Genomic DNA, 25480 nt, shown 5'->3' on the forward strand with positions numbered 1-25480 from the left:
GGACGGGTCGGACGGACTATGCCCTGCAAATGCAGTGCCGGTAAAGCTAGTCGTCGCGCATTTCGGGAAACAGACCGTCCGGCGGATCGGCGATAATCCGGCCAGAGGCCAGATCAACAGTCGGCACAGCCGCATGGGTAAAGGGCAAAAGCACGGTTTCGGACTGGCCCGGCACGATCAGTTCCAGCAGATCGCCAGCGCCGTGGTCGTTCACCGACTTCACGGTGCCCAGCGTCGCACCGCCTGTATCCAGCACGGTGAGGCCAACCAGATCAGCGTAATAGTATTCGTCGTCAGGCAGCGCAGGCAGATTTGCGCGATCAGCCAGCAGAACCGTGCCTTTCAGCCCGTCTGCATCCTCTTTCGTGACGATACCGTCAACGCGGGCGGTCAGGCCGTTGTTCGTCTGACCGGTCAGCACGATCTGGGCAAAGGTCTGCCCGGCTTCGGTGTAAAGCGGCGCGTAGTCGGCAATCGCTGCCGGCTCTGCGCAAAAGGATTTCAGGCGCACTTCGCCGTGGACGCCAAACGCCCCGCCGATGGATCCGACTGTCACGCGATCTGTCATGTGAAACGCTCCTTTGCGAAAGCCCGCGGGGGCCTTTGCGAATTAGCGGGGAGGCGGCATGGTGCGGGATCGTTGCAGACCCCGCACCGCAAAACAGCTTACTCTTCGGCAGCGGCTTCTTCTGCAGGTGCCTCTTCGGCAGGTGCAGCAGCAGCTTCGGCAGCAGCAGCGGCCTTGGATGCTTTTTCTTCGGCGCGCGCCTGAGCAGCTTTGCCCGGTGTACCCTTCTTGGGGTTGGAGCGGTCTTTCTTTGGCAGCTCGCCAGCGGCCTCAAGCATACGCGACACGCGGTCGGTAGGCTGTGCGCCTTCACCCAACCAATACTTCACGCGCTCCATGTTCATTTTCACGCGGTCTTCGCTGTCTTTTGGCAGCATGGGGTCATATGTGCCCAGCTTTTCCAGAAAGCGGCCATCGCGTGGCATGCGGCTGTCGGAGGCGACGATTGCATAGTGAGGGCGCTTTTTAGAACCACCGCGGGCGAGACGAATTTTCATAGCCATGAGAGTATTTCCTTTGATTGGCAGAATGTGAGGCGACATTTGCCGCCGGATTTAGGATTGATGTTGTTTGTGATGCTGGATCACTTCCTCGATGATGAAGTTGAGGAATTTCTTGGCAAACTCCGGGTCAAGATCGGCCCGTGTTGCAAGGTCGGTCAACCGTGCGATCTGTGCCTCTTCACGGGCAGGATCGGACGGTGGAAGGTCGTGTTCGGCTTTGAGAACGCCGACAGCTTGGGTGTGCTTGAAACGCTCACCCAGCGTGTAGACGAGGATCGCGTCAAGGCGGTCAATGCTTTCGCGGTGACCCTTGAGGATATCAGCGGCGCGTTGTGTGGTATCGGTCATGCGGCGGCCCCTTTTGGTGTGTGGCGGTAGACAAGGCTGTTCCAGCCTGCGGGCGGCGTTGCTGCATCGTCGCGCACAGCGCCCAAGCGTTCGGCTACTTTGATCGAGGCAGCGTTATCGGGTGTGATGTAGCTCACGAAACTATCACGGCCTGTGGTCGCGAAGGCATCGTCGAGGATCGCGCGGGCGGCGCGGGTGATGATGCCGCGCCCTTCGAAACCGTCGTAGAGGCCCCATCCGATTTCGGGTTCGGGAAAATCGGGCGGCTGGATCATACCAGCAAAGCCTGCCGGCGTGGCATCTTCAACGATGATAAAGCAACCGAAGCCGTTGAGCGTAAAAGACGCGGCATCATTCACAAAATTGCGCCACGCGCCGTCACTGTCATGCGGACCACCCATATGCTGCGCGCGCGGGCCCGTCATCAACGCGGCGTAGGCGTCGAAGTCGGACCGCTGGTAAGGGCGCAGAGTCAGGTTCTGGGTGGTGAGTGTGTGCATCAGACCTCTGGCACCTCCGGACGGGGGTAGCGGTAGGTGTGCGTGCCGTCATGGTCGGCGCTTTCGTCGCGGACGGCACCAAGGCGGGTGGCCAGAGCAATGGCGCGGTCGTTTTGTGGGTCGATATAGCTGACCAGTGTGTCAAAGCTGAGCGCGTTCCACGCGTTGTTGCGGGCCTTTTCGGCGGCCTCGAACGCATAGCCTTTGCCCTCGGCTTCCTCGGTGAAGAGGAATCCCAGTTCCGGTTCGGGATCGCCGGTTTCGTGGCCGAGCAGGACAAAACCCAGCACCGATTTATCGTTCATATCCTCGACTGTCCAAAGGCCGGCACCGCGCAGGATCCAGCTTGCGGTGAGCTGGATAAAGTCGTCCCACGCGCCTTCGCGTGTGAGCGGCCCGCCAACGTAACGACCACGGTCGGATGTGAAGAGATCGGCGAAGATGTCGAAATCTTCCATGTAAGGGCCACGCATCACGGTGCGGTCCGTGGCGATGCGGGGCAGGGCCTGGCCTATGCGTTCAACGGCAACGGCGGCTTGGCCTTGCGGGAGGGTTTCCCATGGCAGACGTGTATCGCTCATGCTGCAACCTCATGCGGTGCGGGGTGACGCCAAAGCTCATCTGTGCCCATGGCAGGATTTTCGTAGACGCGTTCCATCTTGGCCCCAAGGCGGCGGGCGACGGCTTTGGATTTGTCGTTGTCCGGCACGATGTTGGAGGTCAGCGTGGTCCAGCCCATGGTGGTGTAGGCGTGATGGCGCACGGCTTTGGCCATTTCGACGGCGTAGCCTTTGCCCTCGGCGTTGGCGTAAAGCACCCAGCCTAACTCAGGCTCTGGCCAGCCAGACGGGTTCCACAGACCGGTCATGCCAACGGGGGTGCCGTCGTGCAGATCAGCAAACCAGAAGCCGTAGCCGCGCAGGTGCCAGTGGCCGATCATGGACGCAAACCAACGCCATGCGGTGTGTTCGTCTTCGGGACCGCCAAAGCCAACCGAGCGGACGGGGTCTGCAAAGAAGGCGGCGACAGCGGCGATGTCGCTTTCCTGCGGCGCGCGCAGGGTGAGGCGGTCTGTGGTGAGGGTGGGGCATTGCGGGACGAGCGTCATGGCGTGACCCCGCGCAGTTTGACCAAACGGACGCGCTGACGCGCGGCTGAATTCTTGGCGCGTGTTGTCGCGTTCTCGCACAGCATCAGCCGCCCGCGAGCGGAGGCGTGGGAGCCTCCGGCGGGAGTATTTTTGGCAAAATGATACTGCGTGAATGGCATCGGTTATTTCTTCTTTCCAAAGCCGGAGAGGCCGGGGGGCAGGCCCATGCCGCCACCCATTCCGGGCATACCGCCGCGTGGCATCTGGGATTGCATGGCTTTGGCAGCTTCTTCCATCGCTTTGGGGTCGTTCATGTCGGGCATGCCGCCACCCTTGCCCATCATGCCTTTCATGGCTTGCTTGAGCATGCCGCCTTTGCCCATTTTGCCCATCTTTTTCATCATGTCGGCCATCTGGCGATGCTGCTTGATGAGTTTGTTCAACTCGGACACTTCGAGGCCGGCGCCTTTTGCGATGCGTTTCTTACGGGACGCGGCGAGGAGGGCAGGGTTCGCACGCTCTTTCTTGGTCATGGAGTTGATGAGGGCGACCTGACGCTTGAGGATGCTGTCATCCATGCCAGCGGCGTCCATCTGCTTTTGCATTTTGCCCATACCGGGCATCATGCCCATCATCCCTTCCATGCCGCCCATTTTCATCATCTGCTCAAGCTGCATCTTGAGATCGTTCATGTTGAACGCGCCCTTCTGGAAGCGCTTCATCATGCGTTCGGCCTGTTCGGCCTCGATGGTCTCCTGGGCTTTTTCAACAAGGGCGACGATATCGCCCATGCCGAGGATACGGCCTGCGATGCGCGATGGCTCGAACGTCTCAATGGCGTCCATCTTTTCGCCAAGGCCCACGAAGCGGATCGGCTTGCCGGTGATGGCGCGCATGGAGAGGGCCGCACCGCCGCGACCGTCGCCGTCCATGCGGGTGAGGACCACGCCTGTGACGCCGATCTTGTCGTCGAATTCTTGTGCGACGTTCACCGCGTCCTGACCTGTGAGGCCGTCAACGACCAGCAGGGTTTCACGCGGGTTGGCCACGTCGCGGACGGCGGCGGCTTGCGCGATGAGTTCCTGGTCGATGTGCAGGCGGCCCGCAGTGTCGAGCATGTAGACGTCATAGCCACCAAGAGAGGCTTGTGTCTTGGCGCGTTTGGCGATCTGGACGGGATCCTCGTCTTTAACGATAGGTAGTGTATCGACACCGATCTGTTTGCCCAAAATGGCAAGCTGTTCCATCGCGGCCGGGCGGTTGGTGTCGAGCGAGGCCATCAGGACGCGCTTGCCTTCGCGGTCTTTCAGACGCTTGGCGAGTTTCGCGGTGGTGGTGGTTTTACCCGAGCCTTGCAGGCCGACCATTAGGATCGGGGCAGGCGGGTTATCGATCTTCAGCGCGCCGGGCTCTTCAGAACCGGTCAGCACATGCTGGAGTTCGTCGTGCACGATCTTGACGACCTGCTGGCCGGGGGTGATCGACTTGGTGACGGCCTGACCTGTGGCCTTTTCCTGCACCGCTTTCACGAAATCGCGGGCGACGGGCAGCGAAACGTCTGCTTCCAAAAGGGCGACGCGCACTTCGCGCAGGGCGGTTTTCACATCATCTTCGGACAGGGCACCCTGCTTGGTCAGGCGGTCAAAGACTGATCCGAGGCGTTCTGACAGATTTTCAAACATATGAGCGGTGCCCTTCGTGACGTTTCCCTATGGCCCCAAGATAAGAACCCATGTGCCAAACGACAATCGCACCAGTGGGCGCAACGCGCTGACTGGTGGCGATCCTGTATGGTGCACAGGACCGGAAAGCTGAGGCCATCCGGATATGAAGCAGCGTTTATTCGCGGGGCGCGGTGGAGTCAACCGATGCCAGCCATGCGTTCACGGCATCGCGGGCAAGGTGGGCCTTGTTGCCGCTGGTATAAGCACCTGTGGCTGGAACGGTTGTGGTGTCCAGCATAAATGCGAGGCGGTGGGTTTGTTTGTCGCCACCCATGCTTTGCACAATCGCCGTGCGCAGGTCCGACAGGCGGTGGCGGTCAATTGTATTGCCGCGAAAGGTGCGGGTGCGGATTTCCAGCAGATCAAGCGGACGATTAAGATAGATGCGCGCACGGCGGGCGATCAGTGTCAGTGCGGCCCCGACCAGCAGGCCGAGGCCGAAGACAAAGATGCCTTTGATGGCCTGTCCGCCGAAGATCATGCTCATCCCGACACCAAGCAGAACAAGGCAGAAGCCTGCAAAGATCAGTGAAAAGAACCATGGCGTGTCATCAAGGATGATCTGGTCACCGGTAATCTCGACCACTTTCATTGTTGCGTCTCCAACCATGTGTTGATGGCATCCGCCGCGTTTCGCACGCCCGGATCGCTGGAAAAGGTTGTTGTGACGGGGTGCGAATATCCGGCGTCCATGCCGGATGTGAAATCGATCTCGAGCCGGTACGTATCCGTTTCACCTTGCTGCACGTTCACGCGGGCGCGGCCAATGGTGTTCAAGGGATGCTCCCACACCTGCACGCCTTTGGTTGATTTCTGCCGGATTGTCAGCTGATTGGCCGCGCGATCAAAGGTGAGCCGCACGCGGGTCGAAGCGATCTTGAGCATATAATACATGGCAAACGTCAGAAAAATCATCAGCGCTACCAGCCCGTAGCGCCCTGTGCGCAGCCCATCGAAAGCGACGCCGACGTAAATCAGCACGAAAACGCCCAGCACGACGGTCAGGAGAACGGGGCGGTGATCGACGATCAGCATGTCCGGGGTGTTATGCGTGACCTTCATGGCAGGTGATCTTTCAGAAATGCGGCGGCGGCTTTGACGCTTTGGGTCGCTTCGGGGGAGCGTCCCACATTCAGTTGCCAGACATGCGTGCAGCCGGTTTGGGTCTGTTCGGTGACATCAACGCCTGCATCGCGCAGATGCTGGGCCATCATGCGCCCGTCATCATATAAGACCTCGGTGGTGTCATATTGGATCAGCACAGGCGGCGCGCCGGTGAAGTCACCCAGAAGCGGCGATACAAAAGGATCGTCAGCGCTGTGGCCGTTCAGATAGGCCACTACTCCACGACGGCCCCACGACATTGGGACCAGATGATCGGACTTGGCATTGGCCGTCAGGCTGGGATTGATCAGACGCAGATCAACGATCGGCGAAAAGGCTACGACGGCCGCGGGCATCGGCAGGCCCGCCGCCTTGATCCGCAGCACAAGGGCCAGCACCAGATTACCGCCGGCACTGTCACCGACAAGGGTGATCGGGCCGCTGTCAGGATCGGCGAGCGTTGCCTGATAGGCGGTGAATGCATCGTCCAATGCTGCGGGGTAGGGGTCTTCGGGGGCCATGCGGTAATCCACGAAGACGGCCCTTTGACCGGACTTGTGCCCCAAATGGGCCACAAGATGACGATACTGGCGCAGATTGCCGATCATGAACGCGCCGCCGTGCAGATAAAGCAGTGTGCCGCGTGTTTGCGCGTCGGACATGGCACAGCGGGTGGTCGGAACGCTTCTATCGTCATGGGTCAGTCTGGTGTCGGTCAGGCGCAACCCACGCGGGGTGCGATGCGCGACGATGGCGTCAAGCGTCACCAAAGGGCGGGCAAGCCAGAGCGGTCTGACATAGGCCAGCCCCGGTTTTTGCATCAACCGTGCATAGAGGTTCCAGAATTTTTGCTGGCGGGAAAGGGATTGTGGCATAATGCGCGATGGTAGGCACCGAGCATTATGAAGGTCAAGATCGCGCTGGCATCAGGCCGCGTAGCGCTGAGCGGCGTCGTCGGCGGACATGAACGTGACATCCGTGATCCCAAGAAAGCCGAGCACCTGACGCAGATGCGGGGTCGCATAGTCGGCCACGCTGTCCATCTTCACGCCGCCGGAGGCCACGACAACAATCGCCTTCTTGCCCTCGACCAGCCCTTTGGGGCCGTCGGGTGTGTAGGCGAATGTCACCTTCGGACGGGCGACCAGATCAACCCAAGCCTTGAGTGCGGCGGGCATCCCAAAGTTGTAGATCGGCATGCCGATGACAAGTGTATCTGCGTCCATGATCTCGGACACCAGCGCATCGGACAGGGCGAGGCTCTGCCGCTCAGTGTCCGAGCGTTCGTCCTCAGGCACGAGGCGGGCCGCGACCCATGTGGCGTCGACGTGTGGCAGCGGTTCGGCGACCAGATCGCGGTGCACAACTGACGTCGGCGACAGTGATGCGATGATTTGCGCCGTTGTGGCGCGGCTGACGCTGTCGTCGTGGCGGGCAGAGGCGTCGATATGAAGAATAGACGTGATCATGAAGGAAAGCTCCTGTTTGGCTTAACCGTCAACTTAGTGATTGCGCTTACGAACGAAATGGCCACAAAATGCTACTAGATGTTTGAATATGCACAGTCGGGACATGCCACATGGACAACTGGGATGAAATTCGCACCGCCTTTCAAGTGGCGCGTAACGGCACCGTCAGCGGGGCTGCTGATGTGCTGGGTGTCCACCACGCCACCGTGATCCGCCATATCGACGCCTTGGAAGAACGGCTGGGTGTGAAGTTATTCCAGCGACATGCCCGCGGCTACACCGCGACCGAGGCGGGCAATGATCTGCTGCGGGTGGCCCAGACCACCGACGAACAGTTCAGTCAGCTGGCCAGCCGGATCAAAGGGCAGGGGGCCGGTGTATCGGGCGAGCTGACGATCACAACGCTGGCCGCGTTTTCATCGCTGCTGATGCCAGTGATCGCAGGGCTTCAGGCCGATTACCCCGCTTTGCGCATCCGTTACCTGACCGGCGAGCGTCTGTTTCGCCTTGAATACGGTGAGGCCCATGTCGCGATCCGTGGCGGTGCGGCACCGGACGAGCCGGATAATGTCGTGCAGGCGCTGGCCACCCCGCAAATGCACCTTGTCGCCGCCGAAAGCTATGTCGCGCAGCATGGTCTGCCGAAAGATGATGCGGATCTGGTCAATCACAGCTTTATCGGGACCGATGATCCACAAAGCCGCGCGCCGTGGAACAGTTGGATCACACAACTGGTGCCATCGGACCGCATCGTTTTCCGTGCCGATGAAACCGCAGTCATGGCCGAGGCCGTGATTGCAGGTGCCGGGATCGGCTTTTTGCCAAGCTGGATCATCAAGGACGGCAACTTCCACGAGGTGACAGAGGCCCGCGCCGAATGGCGCACGCCGATGTGGCTGGTCACCCATGTGGACCTGCATCGCACGGATAAGGTGCAGGCAGCACTCAAGGCGATCAAGCAAGCCGCCAAGGCGTGGGACGCCTGATGCCACCTGCCCGCGCGGGCCATCTTGCCATGCTGCTGTTTTCCCTGCTGGTTGCGGGGTCTTTTGCACTGGGCGCCTTGGCCGCCAACGAGATCACGCCGCTTGCGCTGAATGTCGTGCGGTTCTGGCTGGCGACGGTGATCGTGGGTGGCGTTGCCTTTGCCACTGTTGGCTTTAAACCCGCTGATGGTGCGGCCCCGTGGCGCTATCCGCTGCTGGCGGTGTTCTTTGTGACCTACTTTGTGCTGATGTTCGAAGGGTTGAAGACCGCACCACCCGTGAGTGCCGCCGCCGTGTTTACGCTGACGCCGATCCTTGCGGCGGGGTTCGGCTGGCTGTTGCTACGCCAGCGGCTGACCGCGCGCATGGCCGTGGCCCTGCTGATCGGCGGGGTTGGTGCGATCTGGGTGATCTTTCGCGCAGATATTGCGGCAATCATGCGGTTCGAGATCGGGCAGGGCGAGGCGATCTATTTCTGGGGCGTCATGGCGCATGCGGTTTACACACCGCTGGTGCGCAAGCTGAACCGAGGGGAATCGCCGCTTGTGTTCAGCTTCGGTGTTTTGCTGGCAGGCTCGCTTATTCTCACGGTGGTTGGCTGGAATGATCTACGTGCGACCAACTGGTCCACGCTCCCCGCGATTGTCTGGATCACCATCGCCTATACGGGACTATTTGCCAGTTCCGCGACTTTTGTGCTGTTGCAGTTTGCAGCCCTGCGGCTGCCATCGTCAAAGGTGATGGCCTACACCTATCTGACACCAAGCTGGGTGATCGTCTGGGACGTAGCCCTTGGGGGACAGCTGCCGTCCGTTTGGGTCGCCGCCGGATTGCTGCTGACTGTTGTCGCCCTGCTGATGCTGTTGCGGGACGATGGATAGCTATTCGATCACAAACGGATCAATCACAAGATCGCCACGGATCGCCAGAAGATCGCGCCATTCGTCGCTGAAACGGTCTTCATCAAACTTTTGCAGATTGTAAGCGACGGTATTGATCGGCGCGGGCAGTTGCACGGTCCAGTCCATGAAGTCACCGCTACAGTTATACCCGATGCGAGGCCGGAACGCGGGATCGCCCAGCGGTGACGTGACGGTTTCACCCTCACCGCCCAGACCGCTTTGCGCTTTGGTTAGCAGCGTCACAAGGTTCTCGCCCGTGGTGCAGAATTTCAGCTGACCGCCCTCTGTCCAGATGTGACCAAACTCCGATCCCACGCTGAGATCCATCTGAACGGCCACCGTGTCGTGCTCTGACACATCGGTCCAACCGGCCTCCGTATGCAGCGGCAATGTTGCGTAGAACCCGTCCTCAAAGATCGTGATACCCAGCATCGCAGGTGGCACGGGTATGGTCGTGCGGTCCACGCCGGGGGGCGGATTCCTTTGGATCATATCGTAAATCCGCTGACCTGCCGTGTTTTCACCCATCCACGTGCCAATCATACACGGATCAGGGGCAGGTAACGTTGCGGGGCAGGCACCTTGGGCCAGTGCAAGATGCGGGCAAAGGGCGGCGGTCATGAAAAAATAGCGCATGAAATACCTCTTTTATGAAAAAGATGGCTGCGACTTTAGCATATTTTCAGATTTTGCGCGATTTGCGGGAACCGGACGGGGGGCAGCGCGTTTGATCAGTGAAATATATGAAAGGAATACCCCATGCGTGGCATTATTTATCTTGTTGGTCTCGTCGTCATCGTCCTTGCGATTGTGCAATTCGTGCTCTGATCGACCCAAGATCGTCGCATTACCTAAAGGCTGTCTGACCCAAGCAGGCAGCCTTTTCTTATGGGAAAACGAATTTTCAGGGCGTGTCGCGCAGCTCTGCTGACAGGAACCGCTCGAACGCATCCAGATCAAGCCCGCCCATCTGCCCGAACCCTTGCATCCACACCGACGCCTCGCGCAGGGTGTCAGGTTCCAGCTTGCACCACTTCACGCGACCGCGCTTTTCCTGAGACACAAGACCCGCCGCTGTCAGGATACCCAGATGTTTGGAGACCGCTGCGAGCGAGATATCAAACGGCTCTGCCACGTCTGTGACGGCCATATCGTCTTCAAGCAACATCGACAGGATCGCCCTGCGGGTCGGATCGGCAAGCGCCGAGAAGACAATGTCAAGTTGCTGGGTCATTGGCGTCATCTGGGCCAAAGCCCGCGAAACGTCAACCAGATGGTTGAATATCATAAACAGCTTATTCTGCAGTAAATGGCCTCTCTCGTTAGCGTTGCGCGAAATTCAAAATTCAATAATATCAGCACCTTATGTGGTTCACGCACCTGTGTTGACTCGGGCCGCGCGCGGTCATAAACCCTGCGCAACATCTGAGGGGGGCGTGTGCCTTGTCTGAACAGGATGATCACCGCGCCAAGTTGGCAGCCCTTGAGGCGAAACTGGCGGAAAAGCGGATCGCGCCTGAGGTCAAATCCCACTCGGACGAGAAATACTCCCAAGCGCAGCTTGCGTGGCGGATGGTAATTGAATTGGTCGCCGGTCTTGGGATCGGCTTTGGCATTGGATACGGGTTGGATTACCTGTTCGGGACGCTCCCGATCTTTCTGGTGCTTTTCATTTTTCTGGGCCTTGCCGCCGGTGTGAACACCATGATGCGGTCGGCCAAGGAAGTGCAGAAGAAACAACTGGCCGCGGTCAGTGACGATGAGGGCGAAAAACATGGCGACTGAAGAAGCCAAAGAAGGCGGCGGTCTGGTATTCCACCCGCTTGATCAGTTTATCATCAAGCCGCTGTTCGGTGACGGTGCCATTGGCATGTTCACAATCACGAACGCGACGCTTTGGATGGCGATTGCTGTGGCCTGTATCATCGCCCTGTTCGTGATGGGTAGCTCCAGCCGGTCCATCGTGCCCGGTCGTGTTCAGTCGATCGCCGAGCTTCTTTACGGCTTCATTTACAAGATGGTCGAAGACGTTTGTGGTAAGGAAGGCGCGAAATACTTCCCCTACATCATGACGCTGTTCGTGTTCATCCTGTTTTCCAACTATTTGGCGCTGCTGCCAATGTCGTTCTCGCCCACATCGCACATCGCGGTCACGGCGATCCTTGGTTTTGGCGTGTTCATCGCCGTCACCGTGATCGGCTTTGTTCTGAACGGCGCATCGTTCCTTGGCATGTTCTGGATGAAGGACGCGCCAGCGATCCTGCGCCCTGTCATCGCCATCATCGAAGTGATTTCCTACTTCGTGCGTCCTGTCAGCCACTCCATTCGTCTGGCAGGCAACATCATGGCCGGTCACGCCGTGATCAAGGTTTTCGCGGGCTTTGCAGCACTGCTGCTGATCAGCCCACTGTCCATTCTGGGGATCGTTGCGATCTACGGGCTTGAGGTGCTGGTTTGCGGCATTCAGGCTTACGTCTTCACGATCCTCACATGCGTCTATCTGAAAGACGCATTGCACCCGCATCACTAAGCATTCGGGCGGGGACGACCCCCGCTTGATTTAACTTCCAATCGTAAGGAGAATTCTCATGGAAGGTCAACTCGCACACATCGGCGCAGGTCTCGCAGCTATCGGTTCCGGCGCAGCCGCTATCGGTGTTGGTCACGTGGCAGGCAACTACCTTGCCGGCGCACTGCGCAACCCATCCGCTGCTGCTTCGCAGACAGCAACACTGTTCATCGGCCTCGCATTCGCAGAAGCTCTGGGGATCTTCTCGTTCCTCGTCGCTCTTCTGCTGATGTTCGCAGTCTAAGAACACACCAATATCCTTACGGCTGGTCAGGGCGCACGTCGCCCTGACCGGTAACTTACCAAGGAATTTTGGGGGCCATCATGGCAACAGAGACTGTAGAAAACGGAGCCGAAACCGGCGCGGGCATGCCGCAGCTTGATTTCAGCACCTTCCCAAACCAGATTTTCTGGCTTTTGGTTGCGCTGGTCGTAACCTATTTCGTGCTGTCGCGCGTCGCACTGCCCCGTATCGGGTCGGTTCTGGCGGAACGGGCAGGCACGATCACAAACGATATTGCCGCAGCCGAAGAGCTGAAGCAAAAGGCTGTCGACGCCGAAGCCGCCTATGATAAGGCACTGGCCGACGCGCGAACTGAAGCCAACGAGATTGTCGCCGCCGCCAAGGCCGATATCCAGAAAGACCTGGATGCGGAACTGGCCAAGGCTGATGCAAAGATCGCGGAAAAGACCGCCGAAAGCGAAGCGGCGATTGCCGAAATTCGTGACGGTGCCGTTGCCAGCATCAAGCAGGTTGCCAAGGACACGGCCAAAGAACTGGTCGCAGCGTTGGGTGGATCGGCTGATGCCAAGACTGTCACCGCCGCTGTGAACGCAAGGATGAAAGGGTAGCACCATGAGATTTCTGATCGCCGCCCTTTTCACTGCCATGGCAAGCCCGGCGCTTGCTGCCGGTGATGTGTTCTTTTCGCTGCAGAACACCGACTTTGTTGTTCTGATCGCGTTCATCATCTTCGTCGGCGTGCTGCTGTATTTCAAAGTGCCAACCCTTGTGGGCGGTATGCTGGACAAGCGTGCGAACGCCATCAGCGCCGAGCTGGACGAAGCCCGTGCCCTGCGTGAAGAAGCGCAGTCGCTGCTGGCCTCTTACGAGCGCAAGCAGAAAGATGTGCAGGCGCAGGCCGATCGCATTGTTGCCAACGCCAAAGAAGAGGCGAACCGCGCAGGCGAGCAGGCCAAAGAAGATATCAAATCATCCGTTGCACGCCGTCTGGCTGGCGCGGAAGAGCAGATCGCTGCCGCCCAAGCCGCCGCTGTGAAGGATATCCGCAATCAGGCCGTCACCGTGGCCGTTGGTGCTGCCAACGACATTCTGGCCAAGCAGACCGATGCTGCCGGAAAAGATACGCTGATTGATGACGCGATTGATCAGGTCGGGGCCAAGCTGCACTAACCAGCGCCCTGTCAGACCAATATCAAAAAGCCCGTGTGTCACCTGACACGCGGGCTTTTGCTTATCTGGCGATCAGGATGTGCAGGCGGTCTGTGCCAAGATAGCGGTTGCGGATGCGTCAAACCTGCCTGTCATCTGACCCGTAGGCCAACTGATCGTGGCGCTGGCACCCGCAATCTCGGCGCCGCTGACCGTGATCTGGCGTGTGGCGCCGGTATCATCAAGATCGACGGTAAAGGCCAACACAGGATCACCGGCTAGCGCCGACAGATCAAACTGGATCATCGTGTCACCGTCAGACACCGTGGGAAGCGCTGATAGCCGATCACGCCCTGCGACAACCTCAAGTGGTTGGAACACCTCGACGCCCGCGCCCTCGGCGGTCACGTCAAAGATGAGCCCGCCAGCGGATCCCGCCAGATCAATCGTCAGCTGTGCTGCGCCAATCCCGCAAGTGTCCATGCCTGTCAGTTCAAACCGATCTTTCGGCGCACCGTCCCGGAAGGTCAGCGCAAAGTCGGCATGTGCGGGCAGGGCGGCTGTCAGGCAGGCGGCGATAGCAATCAGGCGCATCAGGATCATCCTTATTTAGCACGTAAATTAGGTAGCGCACCATTAGAACGAATCAAACCTGCCTAGCGTCCCGCCTCGTGTTCAAAGCGCTTCTTGGCAAAGACTTCGTTCCGGTCGGCCTTTTGCTGGTCTGTCAGGGCTTTAGCGACATAGTCCAGATGTGCCGCCACAGCCGCGCGCGCGCCGTCAGGATCGCGGGCCTGAAGTGCGGAATTGATCGCACGGTGTTGGTCCAACAGGTTTTCGCGCGTCATGCGCTGCTTGAACATGATGGAGCGGTTATAAAAGACCCCCTCCCGCAAAAGCTGATACATCGACCGCATCATATGCAGCATGACGATGTTATGGCTGGCCTCGATAATGGCGAGGTGGAAATCCGCATCAAGCTGCGCCTCGTCCGCCGGATTGCGCTTTCCGTGGGCGGTTTCCATCTTGTCTAAGATCGTCTGGATCACCGCAAGATCCGTGTCAGAGGCCATGCGCGCTGCCCGTTCTGCCGCCAGCCCCTCCATATCGCGGCGAAAGCTGATGTAGTCAAAAACCGCCTCGTCATGGGTCGCGAACAGCGTGACAAGCGCGGGAGCAAAGGCGCTGCCCAGCACGTCAGCCACAAAGACGCCCGCACCAGCGCGTGACGCCAACAATCCGCGGTCTTGCAGGTCTTGTAGCGCCTCGCGCAGGGATGGACGCGAGACGCCCATGCGTTCGGACAGTTCGCGTTCTGACGGAAGTCTTTCACCCGGTCTCAGGATGCCGCGCAGGATCAGCCCTTCGATCTGGCGCACCACACCGTGGGATAGCTTTTCCTGTTGAACGGTTTCAAACGGCATGCGCGGACCTCGCTTTAATTGGTCAAATGATATGACCAATGTCGGGGTGTCGCAATGAAAAAGGGCCGCCGGTTGGCAGCCCTTCCCCCAATTCAGTCGCAGTGCTGTGCGATCAGTTTGGCGTGATCACGATCTCGACGCGGCGGTTCTGCTGACGGCCATCGGCGGTCAGGTTGGACGCGATCGGCTGATCTTCACCACGGCCAACAGTGCGCAGGCGCGACGGTGATACACCGGCGTTGATCAGCACGGATGTCACGGCCTGTGCGCGGCGCTGGGACAGATCGAAGTTATAGCCAGCCTCGCCCACGTTGTCGGTATGACCGATCACGCTGACCGTTGTGCCAGGGTTGTTGTTAAGCGAGCGAGCCACGGCCACCAGATCGTTCTGGAGCGCGCCTGTCAGCGTCGCACTATCGGTGGCAAACAGGATGTCCTGCGGCAGCGTCACGGTCAGGTTCTGACCGTTGTTCACGATGCCCACGTTGTTCCCCAGTGCCTGACGCAGTTCTTCTTCCTGACGGTCAAGCTGGTTGCCGATTGCAGCGCCACCGGCCGCACCAAGTGCCGCGCCGATCAACGCGCCCTGACGGCGCTCAGCGGCGGTGTCGCCTGTAGCAGCGCCCACAACGGCACCGATCAGACCACCGGCCACAGCGCCGCTTTGGGTGTTTTCATTGTTGTTCGGGCCACCGGCACAGGCAGCAACAAAAGCCAGCGAAGACGCGGCCAGAAGGGTTGGAAATTTTGCGAATGTCATTGTTCGTGTCCAGTCTTGTGGGATGCGCAAACCAGTGCGCTTGGGATGACAAACATATGGCACGGGTGGGTGATGCTATCCAATAGCGCGGGGGTGTCAGGCGATAAACCGCCTAATATCAGGCACTTTGCAAGGCCGTATCGGCACGCGCTGATTCCCACGCAAGGATTGACCGCTTGACCTTCATACCCCAGTGATAGCCGCCCAACTCGCCTGATTTGCGCAAGGCGCGGTGGCAGGGGATCAGCAGGCTGATCGGGTTGCGGCCCACGGCGGTGCCCACAGCCCGCACGGCCTTTGGGTTGCCGATGGTGGCGGCAATTTCCGAATAGGTGGTGACGTGACCGGTGGGTATGGTTAGCAACGCTTCCCACACCTTGAGCTGGAACGGCGCGCCGATCAGATAGAGCGGCGTGGGCGCGTCACCTTGGTCCATACCCAAAGCGGTCAAGGCCCACGGGCGCAGAAAGTCGGGGTTCTTTGTGAACGTCGCATGCGGCCAGCGCCGCGTCAGGTCGGCCATGGCCGTGTCCTCGCCCATCTCGGCGGTGAAGGCCATGCCGCAGATGCCCTTGTCGGTGCCCATGATGATGGCGGGGCCAAAAGGGCTTTCAAAGCAGCCCCAATAGATCGTGAGGCCCGCGCCGCCTTTGGCGAAGTCACCGGGGCTCATCGCTTCCCATTTGAGGAACATATCGTGCAGGCGGCCAGAGCCGGAGAGGCCCACCGCATCGGCGGTGGCCAGCGTGGTGAAGCGGTCGCGCAAAAGGGTCTTGGCGTGGCCCAAGGCCAGATATTGCTGGTAGCGTTTGGGGCTGACACCGACCCACTGCGAAAAGAGCCGCTGAAAATGCGCAGGCGACATGTTCATCTGCCCGGCAAGGTCTTCGAGTGTCAAAGGCGCATCGGCGGCGTCAATCGCCTCAATCGCGCGGGCCATGACGGCATAATGATATGTGTTTTCCTGTTCCATGAAACGAAGATAGGCGCTGGTGTCACACCATGCGACCCGAATGTTGCGGGAAGGCGCAGGGCAGGGCATAGAGTGCCCATGCCAAAGCAACTTGATTACCATACCATCCGCGAGATCTACACGCGGTTCCACGCCAGCGACCCCGCACCGGAGGGGGAGTTGGAGCACGTCAATGTCTATACGCTGGTGGTGGCTGTGGCCCTGTCGGCGCAGGCTACGGACAAAGGCGTGAACAAGGCCACGCGCGGGCTCTTTGCGGTGGCTGATACGCCGCAGAAGATGCTCGATCTCGGGATCGAGGGGGTGACGGAGCATATCAAGACAATCGGTCTGTTCCGGCAAAAGGCAAAGAACGTCATCAAGCTCAGCCAGATTTTGGTCGATGAGTATGACGGCGTGGTGCCCAATTCACGCGCCGCGCTGCAATCGTTGCCCGGTGTGGGGCGCAAAACGGCGAATGTCGTGCTGAACATGTGGTGGGGCCAGCCTGCACAGGCGGTGGACACGCATATTTTCCGCGTGGGCAATCGGACGGGGATTGCCAAAGGCAAAGACGTGGACGCGGTAGAACGCGCGGTCGAGGACCACACGCCAGCCGATTTCCAGCTACACGCGCACCACTGGCTTATCCTGCACGGGCGCTATACATGCGTCGCCAGAAAACCCAAATGCGCGGCCTGCCTGATACGCGACCTGTGCCAGTTCGAGGATAAAAACCTATGAGTTCTTATGATGTGATCGGGATCGGCAATGCCATCGTGGACGTGATCGCCAGCGCCCCTGATATGTTTCTCGACCAGATGGGGATCGAGAAGGGCATCATGCAACTGATCGAGCGCGACCGCGCCGAGGTGCTTTATGCCGCAATGTCCGACCGGACCGAAACGCCGGGCGGATCGGTGGCAAACACGATTGCAGGACTGGGTAGCCTCGGCCTGAATACGGCTTTTATCGGCAAGGTGAAGGACGATGCGCTGGGGCGCTTCTATGCCGAGGGTATGGAAGACGCAGGCACAGCTTTCCCGAACGCTCCGGTTGCTGGGGCAGAAGCGCCGACATCGCGATCGATGATCTTTGTCTCGCCCGACGGTGAGCGGTCGATGAACACCTATCTGGGCGCAGGGGCCGATCTGGGGCAGGACGATGTTGCGACCGAGATTTTTGCTAACAGCAAAATCCTGTTTCTTGAGGGGTATCTGTTTGACAAGCCCGAAGGAAAGACAGCCTTTGCCGCGGCAGCACAGGCCATGCGCGAGGCCGGTGGCAAGGCAGGGATCACACTGTCTGATCCGTTTTGTGCCGACCGCCACCGCGAAGACTTCCAGCGCCTGATCACCGACGACATGGATTTTGTGCTGGGCAACGAGGACGAGTGGACCACGCTTTACCAGACCGACAATCTGGCAGAGGCTTTGGACAAGGCAGCGGCGCATTGCGAGACGGTTGTCTGCACGCGCTCTGGTGATCCGGTAATCCTGCGGCGCGGGGACGAGCAGGTTGAGGCGGCGGTGACGCCCGTGACCCCTGTTGATGCGACAGGCGCTGGCGATCAGTTTGCGACAGGGTTCCTGTTTGGCATGGCGCAGGGGCGGTCTTTGCAGGACTGCGGGCGTATGGGCGTGATTGCCGCAGCCGAGGTGATCGGCCACATCGGCCCACGCCCTAAGGCTGATCTGAAGGTCCTGTTCAAAGAGGCTGGCCTGCTTTGAGCCACATCTGATCCAGCGCGTCGATGGCGGCGGGATCAAAGCGATCTTCTTCTTTCCAGTATTTGCCTGATGGTACGTAATACCCAAGGCGGTCCTCTTCTTTGAGGGCCGCCGCGACCTTTGTTGCGCTGTAATTTAGCGGCGTGCACGCGGCGGATTGCGCAGGTTGCGCGCGCGGGAAGGTCAGACGGCTTGCATCGGCGGATAGGTTTACCATGGCACAGCCCTCACGTGCGGCAAGTGTTGCAAGGCGCGCTGATTTGGCCTCAAGTGACCGCAGGCTGATGTCGGTGCGCAAAGGGTCAGCGGTGCCTGTGCCGTAAAAATGCGTGTTGCCCGACGGTGGATAGACCATATCGCAGCCAATCATCGCGATCACGCGCGGTTTCGACGCGGCCAGTGCCCAGTAGGCAGCGGTGAAGGCCATGGTGCCACCTGCGTAAACAAAGCCGCCAAAGGCGTTTTGCAGGGGCACGTAGTCGTCAGCCGTGATGATGCGTTGCCCCCCTGCCAGATCGTCCGGCTTGCGCGCGTCGGGGAAGTCGCTGGGGTGGATCAGATCATCCCAATCGGGCCGGACGCGCCACGCGTTATTGATCGCCACGATCCGGTCAAACGGGCCGCGCTCCCATTCACGCGCCGCAACCGCGTTTGGCCCGCTTCCGATGATTAATACAGTTGTCACTGGGCCCGCCCCGTCTATTTGCGCCGCGCCATTTACCTAGTCCCGATGCGTCTGTTGGCCAGTTTTGATAATCCCGACGATTTTTGTCAAAAAAGCAATCACGATCCCTTGCCAAGCAGGGTCAATGCCCCATTTTGATTGCCAGAGGGAGGAATTTCCGGGACATGGCATGGTCTGCGTGCCGTCTGGCTTGTGATTTATCCGAATTCACATCAGAAAGGGCGCGACCTGATGCATGGGTCCGCGCATGTCAGCGCTTCTTAATTCGGGAGTTCACGTGTCTCTTTTCCTCATCGTTGCTTTGCCGTTTTTGGGTGCGCTTTTACCCGGTTTGATGAATCAGGCCGGACGACAGGCCTGCGCTGGCGTGACCTTTACGGTGACACTAATCGCCTTTGTCGGCCTGATGACAAACCTGCCCGCCATTCTGGCAGGTGAGGTGGTCACGGCGCGGTTTGACTGGATACCGATCCTTGGGCTGAACGTGAATCTGATGCTAGATGCACTGGGCTTTTTCTTTGCCACGCTGATCCTTGGTATCGGACTTTTGATTATTGCCTATGGCCGCAGTTATCTGTCGCGCAAAGACAATATGGGCGAGTTCTTTACCTACCTGCTGCTGTTCCAAGGCGCGATGGTGGGTATCGTGCTGAGCGATAACATCCTGTTGCTGCTCATTTTCTGGGAACTGACGTCGCTGTCGTCGTTCCTGCTGATCGGCTATTGGAAGCATCTGCCAGAGGGCCGTCAGGGCGCGCGGATGGCGCTGACCGTGACCGGTATGGGTGGTCTGGCGCTGATCGGTGGTTTGCTGATTCTGGGCAATATCGTGGGCAGCTACGATCTGTCCGTCATCTTGCAAAACCGCGATCTGATACAGGCGGACCCGCTTTATGTGCCTGCACTCTTGCTGATCCTGACAGGCTGTTTTACAAAATCGGCGCAGTTTCCGTTCCACTTCTGGCTCCCGCACGCGATGGCGGCCCCAACGCCTGTGTCGGCCTACCTGCACTCGGCCACCATGGTAAAGGCGGGCATCTTTCTGATGGCACGACTGTGGCCCGCGTTGTCCGGCACGCCGGAGTGGTTTTACATCGTCACCACCGCAGGGCTGATCACGATGGTGCTGGGCGCGGTGATTGCGCTGTTCAAACATGATCTGAAGGCGCTACTGGCGTTCTCTACCGTGTCGCATCTGGGCCTGATCACGATGCTGCTGGGCACCGGTACGGCCTTTGGCGCGATGGTTGCTGTGTTTCACATCATGAACCACGCGACGTTCAAGGCGGCGCTGTTTATGTCGGCGGGCATTATCGACCACGAGACCAAGACCCGCGATATTCGCATCCTTGGCGGCTTGCGGCACCTGATGCCGATTACCTTTGTCATTGCGACTCTGGCTGCGCTTTCCATGGCGGGTATCCCGTTACTAAATGGTTTCCTGAGCAAGGAAATGATGCTCAAGGAAATGGAAAAAACCTATCTCTTCGGCCCTGACTGGCTGGTGCCTGCGCTGGTGACCTTCGGGTCGCTCATGTCGGCGGCCTATTGCTTCCGTCTGATCGGTCACACGTTCCTTGGTAAAAAGCGTGATCCCGAAAGCTATCCTGCCAAGCCACATGATCCCGGTCCCGGGATGTGGTTGCCGCCTGCGATCCTTGTTGTTCTTGTGGTCGCGATTGGTGTCGCACCGATGCTGGTCGAGGAACTGGTGTACCTGATCACGGCAGCTGTTGTTGGTAGTGCCGCCGAGGTGCCGGACTACCACATCAAAATCTGGCATGGCTTCAATGTCCCGCTTTATATGTCGATGGTGGCCATTGCTGGCGGTCTGATCGTGCTGTTGCTGTTCAAACCGCTGTCGCGCCTGTGGGAGGCAACACCGCGGCCAGAGGCAAAAACCATGTTCGAGGCACTGATTGCCGATATGGTCGGGCTGGCCCGAAAGACTGTTCACGGCATCCATAACGGTGCCTTCACACGCTACGCCGCCGTGATGCTGATCACCGTGATCGGTGCGGGCTACTATGCCTATGCGTCCGGTGTTGTCGGCGCTGCCACGCGCGAGATACAGCCCGTTGGCATTGTGCCAGTGGTGGGCTGGGCGATGCTGGTGGCCGCGTCCGTGGGCATGGTGATGATGCATCGCAACCGTTTGCTGTCATTGATCCTGATCGCGATTGTGGGTCTGATGGTCTCTGTCGGGTTTGTCTATTTCAGTGCGCCCGATCTGGCGATGACGCAGATCACGGTTGAAGTGGTGACCATCATCCTTCTGCTGCTGGCGCTGAACTTCCTACCAAACCAGACGCCCAAGGAAAGCGGTGCAATACGTCGCGTGCGTGATGCGGCGGTCGCGATCGTTGGTGGTGTTGCGGCGACAGGACTTGCCTATCACTATCTGCTGCGCGACGCGGTCGGCAGCCCGATTTCAGAGTTCCATCTGGCCAATTCCTACAAGGGCGGCGGCGGCACCAATGTGGTGAACGTAATCCTCGTGGATTTCCGTGGCTTTGATACCTTTGGTGAGATCATCGTGTTGGGGATCGCGGCGCTGCTGATTTATGCGCTGACCGAAACCTTGCTGAACGGCCCCGTGCGCGCGCGCCTGTTGAACCGCAAGCCGGACCAGCCACGCGCGGGCGACATGCACCCGATGATGATGGTGGTGCTGACCCGCGTGCTGATGCCCGTTGTCATGCTGGTGGGCTTTTACATATTCCTGCGCGGTCACAATGAACCGGGCGGCGGTTTTATCGCGGGTCTGATCGTGTCGATTGGTGTTGTGATGCAGTATATGGCAAGCGGCTTTAACTGGGCGTCCGACCGCTTGCGCTACCCCTATCACGGGGTGATTGGTGCGGGCGTGCTGGTTGCGGGTCTGACCGGTGTGGGGTCGTGGTTCTTTGGCAAACCGTTCCTGACATCAGATTTCACCTATGTCCGTATTCCGCCGTTTCAGGAGTTTGAATTGGCCACAGCTGCCTTGTTTGATGTGGGCGTTTTCCTTGCCGTTGTGGGTGCTGTGATGCTGTCGCTGGAAAGTTTCTCGCGGTTGGCGCGCCGTGCGCATGTGCCTGACAACGATCATGCGATGGACGTTGACCCGTCACGGGATGATGATACCGCGCCGCAGTCACCAGCAGGGGGGACCGTCTGATGGAGCTTCTTGTTGCGACAGCGATTGGCGTTCTGACCGCCGCTGGCATTTATCTTGTGCTGCGATTGCGCACCTTCCCCGTCATTATGGGCATTTCGATGCTGACCTACGCGGTAAACGTTTTCCTGTTTGCGTCCGGTCGCCTTGTCGTCGGTGCGCCGCCGATCCTGACGGATGCGGAAACCTATACCGATCCGCTTCCGCAGGCGCTTGTCCTGACTGCCATCGTGATCTCGTTCGGGATGACGGCCGTGGTGGTGATGATTTCGCTGGGCGCGTTTCTGGGCGGGAATGACGATCATGTGGACGACCCCGAAGGCGGCGTGCCTGATGATCTCCCCGAAGAGCTTATGACGCCACAAGCGGATGACACGCCGATCCGCGATACCAAGACCGGAGGTGTGGCATGACACATTGGCTTGTCCTTCCGGTGGTGCTGCCGTCACTGCTGGCACCGTTCATTGTTCTTGCGGCCCGCTATCACATCGGCATCCAGCGCGTATTTTCCGTCGCGGGTGTGCTGGCCCTGATCGCCATTACGGCGGGGCTTGCGTGGGAAACGTCTGACGGCACTGTCATGCTTTATCAGGCCGGTGACTGGGCGGCCCCGTTCGGGATTGTGCTTGTCGGTGACAGGCTGTCCACGCTGATGGTTTTGCTGACGGCCGTGCTGTCGCTGTTTGTGCTGCTTTATGCAATCGGCTCTGGCTGGGATGATCGCGGGCGGCATTTCCATGCGCTTTACCAGTTCCAGCTGATGGGCATCATGGGTGCGTTTTTGACCGGTGACCTTTTTAACCTGTTTGTGTTCTTCGAGGTTCTGCTGATCGCGTCGTATGGTCTGATGATCCACGCGGGCGGTAACAAGCGGCTGCATGCGGGCGTGCAATACGTGCTGTTTAACCTGCTGGGATCAACGCTCTTCCTGTTTGCGCTGGGCGCGATTTATGCCGACACGGGCACGCTGAACATGGCTGATCTGGCCGAGCGTGTGCGTGACATCAACCCCGAACAAAGTGCAGGCATTCGCATCGCTGCCGTACTTCTGTTGCTGGTCTTTGCCATCAAGGCGGCCCTTGTGCCGCTGCATTTCTGGTTGCCGTCCAGCTATGCCGAGGCGCCTGCACCCGTCGCGGCCCTCTTTGCGATCATGACCAAGGTGGGCGCCTACGCGATCATCCGTGTCTATACCATGATCTTCCCGCCGGACCTTGAGGCGACGGCAGGTCTGCACGGGGATTGGCTGCTGCCAGCCGCATTGGTGTCGCTGGCCGTGGGCATGGTCGGTATTCTGGCGGCGCGGCAACTGGACCGGCTGGTGGCCTTTTCGGTGATCGGGTCCATGGGGATGGTGATGGTTGCCATTGCCATGTTCACGCAGGCCGGTATCGCGGCGGCGCTTTACTACATCGTGCATTCCACGCTTGCCGCAGCAGCGCTGTTCCTGATCACAGACCTTGTGCGCGCAGGTCGCAAGGATTTGTGGCTTAGCTCGCAACCGCCCGTAGCAGGGGCCGCGCTGACGGCGGGGATGTTCTTTGCCGCTGCCATCGCAATGGCCGGATTGCCGCCACTGTCTGGCTTTATCGGTAAGCTGCTGTTGCTGGATGCCGGTTTTGACACCGCGATGCGTCCTGTCATCTGGGCCACTGTGCTAATCTCCAGCCTTGTCGCCGTCGTCGGCTTCGGTCGTGCGGGCAGTGTTGTGTTCTGGAAGGCGCACAGCGTGCCGCTGCCGGATGATCATATTCCAGCAGAGCGTCCTTCAGCTTTGTCGTTTGCTGCGGTTGGCGGCTTGCTCGCCCTTCTGGTGGCGCATACGGTCTTTGCCGGTCAGGTCACGGCCTATTCAACAACCATTGCAGAGCAGCTTTTTGACGGGCGCGATTACATCGACACGGTGCTGAACACGCCTGGCAAGCTGAGCGATGCGAAAGCGGGGGAGTATTGATATGACACGTGCGTTCAACTGGCTTTTCCCGCACCCGCTTTTGACCGTTCTTCTGGCCGTGGTCTGGCTGCTTTTGCAGAACCAGTTTTCATGGGGAATGCTGGTCTTTGGCCTGATCCTTGGCGTGATTATTCCGCGCGGCACCGCTGTCTGGTGGCCTGACCAGCCCAAGCAGTTCCACTGGGGCCGGATGATCAAATACATCTTTGTGGTGATCTGGGATATTCTGGTGGCCAACGTCGAGGTGGCGTGGATCGTGCTGACGGTGCCCAATAGCAAACTGAAGCCCGCGTGGATCGTGATCCCGCTGGACCTTAAGCAGCCAGAGGCGATCACGATGCTGGCAGGGACCATCACGCTGACCCCCGGCACGGTATCTGCCGATTTGTCGGACGAGGGCCATTCGCTGCTTGTCCATGTCCTGCACACCGATGATCCTGACAGCGTGCGCAACGACATCAAGACCCGCTACGAGGCCCGCCTGAAGGAGATTTTCGTATGAGCCAAGCCCAATATCTGTTGGACCTTGCCGTGATTGTCGCCTTTTGCGTGGTGGCCTTTGCGCAGGTTATGTCGATGCTGCGTCTGGTGATTGGGCCAACGACCGGCGATCGCATCCTTGCGCTTGATACGATGGTCGTGAACGCCATCGGCCTGATCGTCCTGCTGGGAATTTCCCAAGGCACGCAGATCTTTTTCGAGGCGTCGATGATTATCGCGATGCTTGGTTTTGTATCCACCGTCGCCTATGCGCGGTTTGTGCTGCGGGGGGATATCATCGAATGAGCTGGGACGTGATCGGAACGTATGCCGCGGCCATCTGCCTTTTCATCGGTGCGGGCTTTGCGCTGGTGGGCGTCATTGGCCTGCTGAAATTCAACGACCCCATGACCCGCCTGCACGCCCCGACCAAGGTGGGGACCGTGGGCATTGGTGCCATGTTGCTTGGGTCGATGATCTATTCATTCACCATTGGGCAGGGATCACTGCACGAGGCGCTGATTATGGCGTTTTTGTTTGTAACAGCGCCAATCTCGGCCAATTTCATTGCCAAGGTGAATATCCACCGCCGCGCTTGCGATACACCGCCGCTCCCGCCGCGCGATGACACTTGGGCCACGTTGAATGTGCCCGAAGCTGACCGCGAACACTTCGAGATCGAGGCGAAATAAGACATGGAGCCGCTTGATCTGAATTGGGAATTCGTCGCCGACACCGTCATGGGCGGCGTTTCAAGCGGCCAGATCACGCAAGAGCAGGTGGCCGGACGCGCGGCGACACGGCTGACGGGGGATGTATCGCTTGATAACAACGGTGGCTTTATCCAGATGGCTGCCGATCTGCGCGACGATGTGAGTGCGTGGACGGGGATCGCCATAGACGTCATCGGAAATGAAGAGGACTACGATGTCCGGCTGCGGACCGACCAGCTGAGCCGTCCTTGGCAGTCTTTTCGCACAGGATTTCAAGCGCCCGCGCAATGGACGACCATCCGCTTCCCGTTTGCCACGTTTGAAAGCAACAACACGGAAGCCAGATTTGACCCTGCCCAGTTGCGCCGGATCGGCATTCTGGCCGTTGGCGAGGTGATGGAAGCCGATATTGCTGTGGCGCAAGTCGCCCTCTACTAGACGCACCCCGATCGCAGAAATTTATGAGAGG

34 protein-coding genes are annotated in these 25480 nt (G+C 59.3%); 16 read left to right on the forward strand and 18 right to left on the reverse strand.

Annotated features, from left to right (window positions below):
• Positions 1–46: 46 nt before the first annotated feature.
• From rimM to V8J84_RS05570, 11 genes are all read right to left on the reverse strand, one after another.
• Positions 47–568, reverse strand: coding sequence for a ribosome maturation factor RimM (gene rimM / locus V8J84_RS05520; protein ID WP_339928799.1), 522 nt, complete (start codon positions 566–568; stop codon positions 47–49).
• Between the two features lie 98 nt (positions 569–666).
• Positions 667–1071 carry a 30S ribosomal protein S16 gene (gene rpsP, locus V8J84_RS05525; protein WP_339928801.1) on the reverse strand — a complete coding sequence of 135 codons (405 nt, stop codon included), beginning with the start codon at positions 1069–1071 and terminating at the stop codon, positions 667–669.
• A 51-nt stretch (positions 1072–1122) separates the two neighbouring features.
• The gene (locus V8J84_RS05530) at positions 1123–1419 is read right to left on the reverse strand and encodes a chorismate mutase (protein ID WP_339928803.1); all 297 of its coding nucleotides are present in this window, start codon (positions 1417–1419) and stop codon (positions 1123–1125) included.
• The gene (locus tag V8J84_RS05535) at positions 1416–1919 is read right to left on the reverse strand and encodes a GNAT family N-acetyltransferase (RefSeq protein ID WP_339928805.1); all 504 of its coding nucleotides are present in this window, start codon (positions 1917–1919) and stop codon (positions 1416–1418) included. Before V8J84_RS05535 ends, V8J84_RS05530 begins: the two co-directional genes overlap by 4 nt.
• Positions 1919–2500 (reverse strand): GNAT family N-acetyltransferase, encoded by a 582-nt coding sequence (locus tag V8J84_RS05540; RefSeq protein ID WP_339928807.1) that lies wholly within the window; start codon positions 2498–2500, stop codon positions 1919–1921. Before V8J84_RS05540 ends, V8J84_RS05535 begins: the two co-directional genes overlap by 1 nt.
• A complete protein-coding gene (locus tag V8J84_RS05545; RefSeq protein ID WP_339928809.1) occupies positions 2497–3027 on the reverse strand; it encodes a GNAT family N-acetyltransferase in 531 nt (176 codons plus the stop codon). Before V8J84_RS05545 ends, V8J84_RS05540 begins: the two co-directional genes overlap by 4 nt.
• Before the next feature lie 164 nt (positions 3028–3191).
• Positions 3192–4691, reverse strand: a complete 1500-nt coding sequence (gene ffh, locus V8J84_RS05550) for a signal recognition particle protein (protein ID WP_339928811.1) — start codon at positions 4689–4691, stop codon at positions 3192–3194.
• A 157-nt stretch (positions 4692–4848) separates the two neighbouring features.
• On the reverse strand, positions 4849–5343 hold the full coding sequence (locus V8J84_RS05555) for a hypothetical protein (protein ID WP_339928813.1): 495 nt from the start codon (positions 5341–5343) through the stop codon (positions 4849–4851).
• The gene (locus tag V8J84_RS05560) at positions 5322–5795 is read right to left on the reverse strand and encodes a hypothetical protein (protein ID WP_339928815.1); all 474 of its coding nucleotides are present in this window, start codon (positions 5793–5795) and stop codon (positions 5322–5324) included. The genes V8J84_RS05555 and V8J84_RS05560 overlap by 22 nt, the downstream gene beginning before the upstream one ends.
• Complete coding sequence (locus tag V8J84_RS05565; protein ID WP_339928817.1) at positions 5792–6712, reverse strand: alpha/beta hydrolase; 921 nt, start codon at positions 6710–6712, stop codon at positions 5792–5794. Before V8J84_RS05565 ends, V8J84_RS05560 begins: the two co-directional genes overlap by 4 nt.
• A 51-nt stretch (positions 6713–6763) precedes the next feature.
• A complete protein-coding gene (locus tag V8J84_RS05570) occupies positions 6764–7306 on the reverse strand; it encodes an FMN-dependent NADH-azoreductase (protein ID WP_339928819.1) in 543 nt (180 codons plus the stop codon).
• Between the two features lie 110 nt (positions 7307–7416).
• Between V8J84_RS05570 and V8J84_RS05575 the strand changes: the two genes are divergently transcribed.
• Both V8J84_RS05575 and V8J84_RS05580 read left to right on the forward strand, forming a co-directional pair.
• Positions 7417–8292, forward strand: coding sequence for a LysR family transcriptional regulator (locus V8J84_RS05575; protein ID WP_339928821.1), 876 nt, complete (start codon positions 7417–7419; stop codon positions 8290–8292).
• Entirely contained in the window at positions 8292–9173 is an 882-nt protein-coding gene (locus V8J84_RS05580; protein WP_339928823.1) for a DMT family transporter, read from the forward strand. The genes V8J84_RS05575 and V8J84_RS05580 overlap by 1 nt, the downstream gene beginning before the upstream one ends.
• Here the strand turns inward: V8J84_RS05580 and V8J84_RS05585 are convergent, their stop codons facing one another.
• Positions 9174–9830: a hypothetical protein gene (locus V8J84_RS05585; protein ID WP_339928825.1), complete on the reverse strand. Its 657-nt coding sequence runs from the start codon at positions 9828–9830 to the stop codon at positions 9174–9176. It lies immediately after the preceding gene.
• Positions 9831–10098: 268 nt separating this feature from the next.
• Positions 10099–10428: an ArsR/SmtB family transcription factor gene (locus tag V8J84_RS05590; RefSeq protein ID WP_339928827.1), complete on the reverse strand. Its 330-nt coding sequence runs from the start codon at positions 10426–10428 to the stop codon at positions 10099–10101.
• A gap of 209 nt (positions 10429–10637) precedes the next feature.
• Here V8J84_RS05590 and V8J84_RS05595 point away from each other — a divergent pair, with 209 nt between their 5' ends.
• From V8J84_RS05595 to V8J84_RS05615, 5 genes are all read left to right on the forward strand, one after another.
• Complete coding sequence (locus tag V8J84_RS05595) at positions 10638–10979, forward strand: AtpZ/AtpI family protein (RefSeq protein ID WP_339928829.1); 342 nt, start codon at positions 10638–10640, stop codon at positions 10977–10979.
• On the forward strand, positions 10969–11724 hold the full coding sequence (locus tag V8J84_RS05600) for a F0F1 ATP synthase subunit A (RefSeq protein ID WP_339928831.1): 756 nt from the start codon (positions 10969–10971) through the stop codon (positions 11722–11724). The genes V8J84_RS05595 and V8J84_RS05600 overlap by 11 nt, the downstream gene beginning before the upstream one ends.
• 58 nt (positions 11725–11782) lie before the next feature.
• Positions 11783–12007 carry a F0F1 ATP synthase subunit C gene (locus V8J84_RS05605; protein ID WP_339928833.1) on the forward strand — a complete coding sequence of 75 codons (225 nt, stop codon included), beginning with the start codon at positions 11783–11785 and terminating at the stop codon, positions 12005–12007.
• Between the two features lie 80 nt (positions 12008–12087).
• Complete coding sequence (locus V8J84_RS05610; RefSeq protein WP_339928835.1) at positions 12088–12615, forward strand: F0F1 ATP synthase subunit B'; 528 nt, start codon at positions 12088–12090, stop codon at positions 12613–12615.
• Positions 12616–12619: 4 nt separating this feature from the next.
• On the forward strand, positions 12620–13177 hold the full coding sequence (locus V8J84_RS05615; RefSeq protein WP_339928837.1) for a F0F1 ATP synthase subunit B: 558 nt from the start codon (positions 12620–12622) through the stop codon (positions 13175–13177).
• A gap of 72 nt (positions 13178–13249) precedes the next feature.
• Here the strand turns inward: V8J84_RS05615 and V8J84_RS05620 are convergent, their stop codons facing one another.
• From V8J84_RS05620 to V8J84_RS05635, 4 genes are all read right to left on the reverse strand, one after another.
• Complete coding sequence (locus V8J84_RS05620) at positions 13250–13750, reverse strand: aggregation factor core (protein WP_339928839.1); 501 nt, start codon at positions 13748–13750, stop codon at positions 13250–13252.
• A 62-nt stretch (positions 13751–13812) separates the two neighbouring features.
• Complete coding sequence (locus tag V8J84_RS05625) at positions 13813–14580, reverse strand: FadR/GntR family transcriptional regulator (RefSeq protein ID WP_339928841.1); 768 nt, start codon at positions 14578–14580, stop codon at positions 13813–13815.
• Between the two features lie 112 nt (positions 14581–14692).
• Positions 14693–15340: an OmpA family protein gene (locus V8J84_RS05630; RefSeq protein WP_339928843.1), complete on the reverse strand. Its 648-nt coding sequence runs from the start codon at positions 15338–15340 to the stop codon at positions 14693–14695.
• 118 nt (positions 15341–15458) lie between these two features.
• Positions 15459–16313, reverse strand: a complete 855-nt coding sequence (locus V8J84_RS05635; RefSeq protein WP_339928845.1) for a bifunctional helix-turn-helix domain-containing protein/methylated-DNA--[protein]-cysteine S-methyltransferase — start codon at positions 16311–16313, stop codon at positions 15459–15461.
• A 78-nt stretch (positions 16314–16391) separates the two neighbouring features.
• Here V8J84_RS05635 and nth point away from each other — a divergent pair, with 78 nt between their 5' ends.
• A complete protein-coding gene (gene nth, locus V8J84_RS05640) occupies positions 16392–17036 on the forward strand; it encodes an endonuclease III (protein ID WP_339928847.1) in 645 nt (214 codons plus the stop codon).
• On the forward strand, positions 17033–18022 hold the full coding sequence (locus tag V8J84_RS05645) for an adenosine kinase (RefSeq protein ID WP_339928849.1): 990 nt from the start codon (positions 17033–17035) through the stop codon (positions 18020–18022). Before nth ends, V8J84_RS05645 begins: the two co-directional genes overlap by 4 nt.
• Here V8J84_RS05645 and V8J84_RS05650 read toward each other — a convergent pair.
• Positions 18000–18707 carry a hypothetical protein gene (locus V8J84_RS05650; RefSeq protein WP_339928851.1) on the reverse strand — a complete coding sequence of 236 codons (708 nt, stop codon included), beginning with the start codon at positions 18705–18707 and terminating at the stop codon, positions 18000–18002. The genes V8J84_RS05645 and V8J84_RS05650 overlap by 23 nt on opposite strands.
• A gap of 277 nt (positions 18708–18984) precedes the next feature.
• Between V8J84_RS05650 and V8J84_RS05655 the strand changes: the two genes are divergently transcribed.
• From V8J84_RS05655 to V8J84_RS05685, 7 genes are read left to right on the forward strand one after another with little or no spacing between them, the layout of a single operon-like run.
• On the forward strand, positions 18985–21867 hold the full coding sequence (locus V8J84_RS05655; protein ID WP_339928853.1) for a monovalent cation/H+ antiporter subunit A: 2883 nt from the start codon (positions 18985–18987) through the stop codon (positions 21865–21867).
• Entirely contained in the window at positions 21867–22277 is a 411-nt protein-coding gene (locus V8J84_RS05660) for a Na+/H+ antiporter subunit C (RefSeq protein WP_339928855.1), read from the forward strand. Before V8J84_RS05655 ends, V8J84_RS05660 begins: the two co-directional genes overlap by 1 nt.
• On the forward strand, positions 22274–23818 hold the full coding sequence (locus V8J84_RS05665) for a monovalent cation/H+ antiporter subunit D (protein WP_339928857.1): 1545 nt from the start codon (positions 22274–22276) through the stop codon (positions 23816–23818). The genes V8J84_RS05660 and V8J84_RS05665 overlap by 4 nt, the downstream gene beginning before the upstream one ends.
• Position 23819: 1 nt before the next feature.
• Positions 23820–24320, forward strand: coding sequence for a Na+/H+ antiporter subunit E (locus tag V8J84_RS05670; RefSeq protein WP_339928859.1), 501 nt, complete (start codon positions 23820–23822; stop codon positions 24318–24320).
• On the forward strand, positions 24317–24604 hold the full coding sequence (locus V8J84_RS05675; protein WP_339928861.1) for a K+/H+ antiporter subunit F: 288 nt from the start codon (positions 24317–24319) through the stop codon (positions 24602–24604). Before V8J84_RS05670 ends, V8J84_RS05675 begins: the two co-directional genes overlap by 4 nt.
• Positions 24601–24990, forward strand: coding sequence for a monovalent cation/H(+) antiporter subunit G (gene mnhG / locus V8J84_RS05680; protein ID WP_339928863.1), 390 nt, complete (start codon positions 24601–24603; stop codon positions 24988–24990). Before V8J84_RS05675 ends, mnhG begins: the two co-directional genes overlap by 4 nt.
• A 3-nt stretch (positions 24991–24993) precedes the next feature.
• Positions 24994–25449: a CIA30 family protein gene (locus V8J84_RS05685; protein WP_339928865.1), complete on the forward strand. Its 456-nt coding sequence runs from the start codon at positions 24994–24996 to the stop codon at positions 25447–25449.
• Positions 25450–25480: the final 31 nt, after the last annotated feature.

The organism is Yoonia sp. 208BN28-4, assembly GCF_037543925.1.
GTDB lineage: Bacteria > Pseudomonadota > Alphaproteobacteria > Rhodobacterales > Rhodobacteraceae > Yoonia.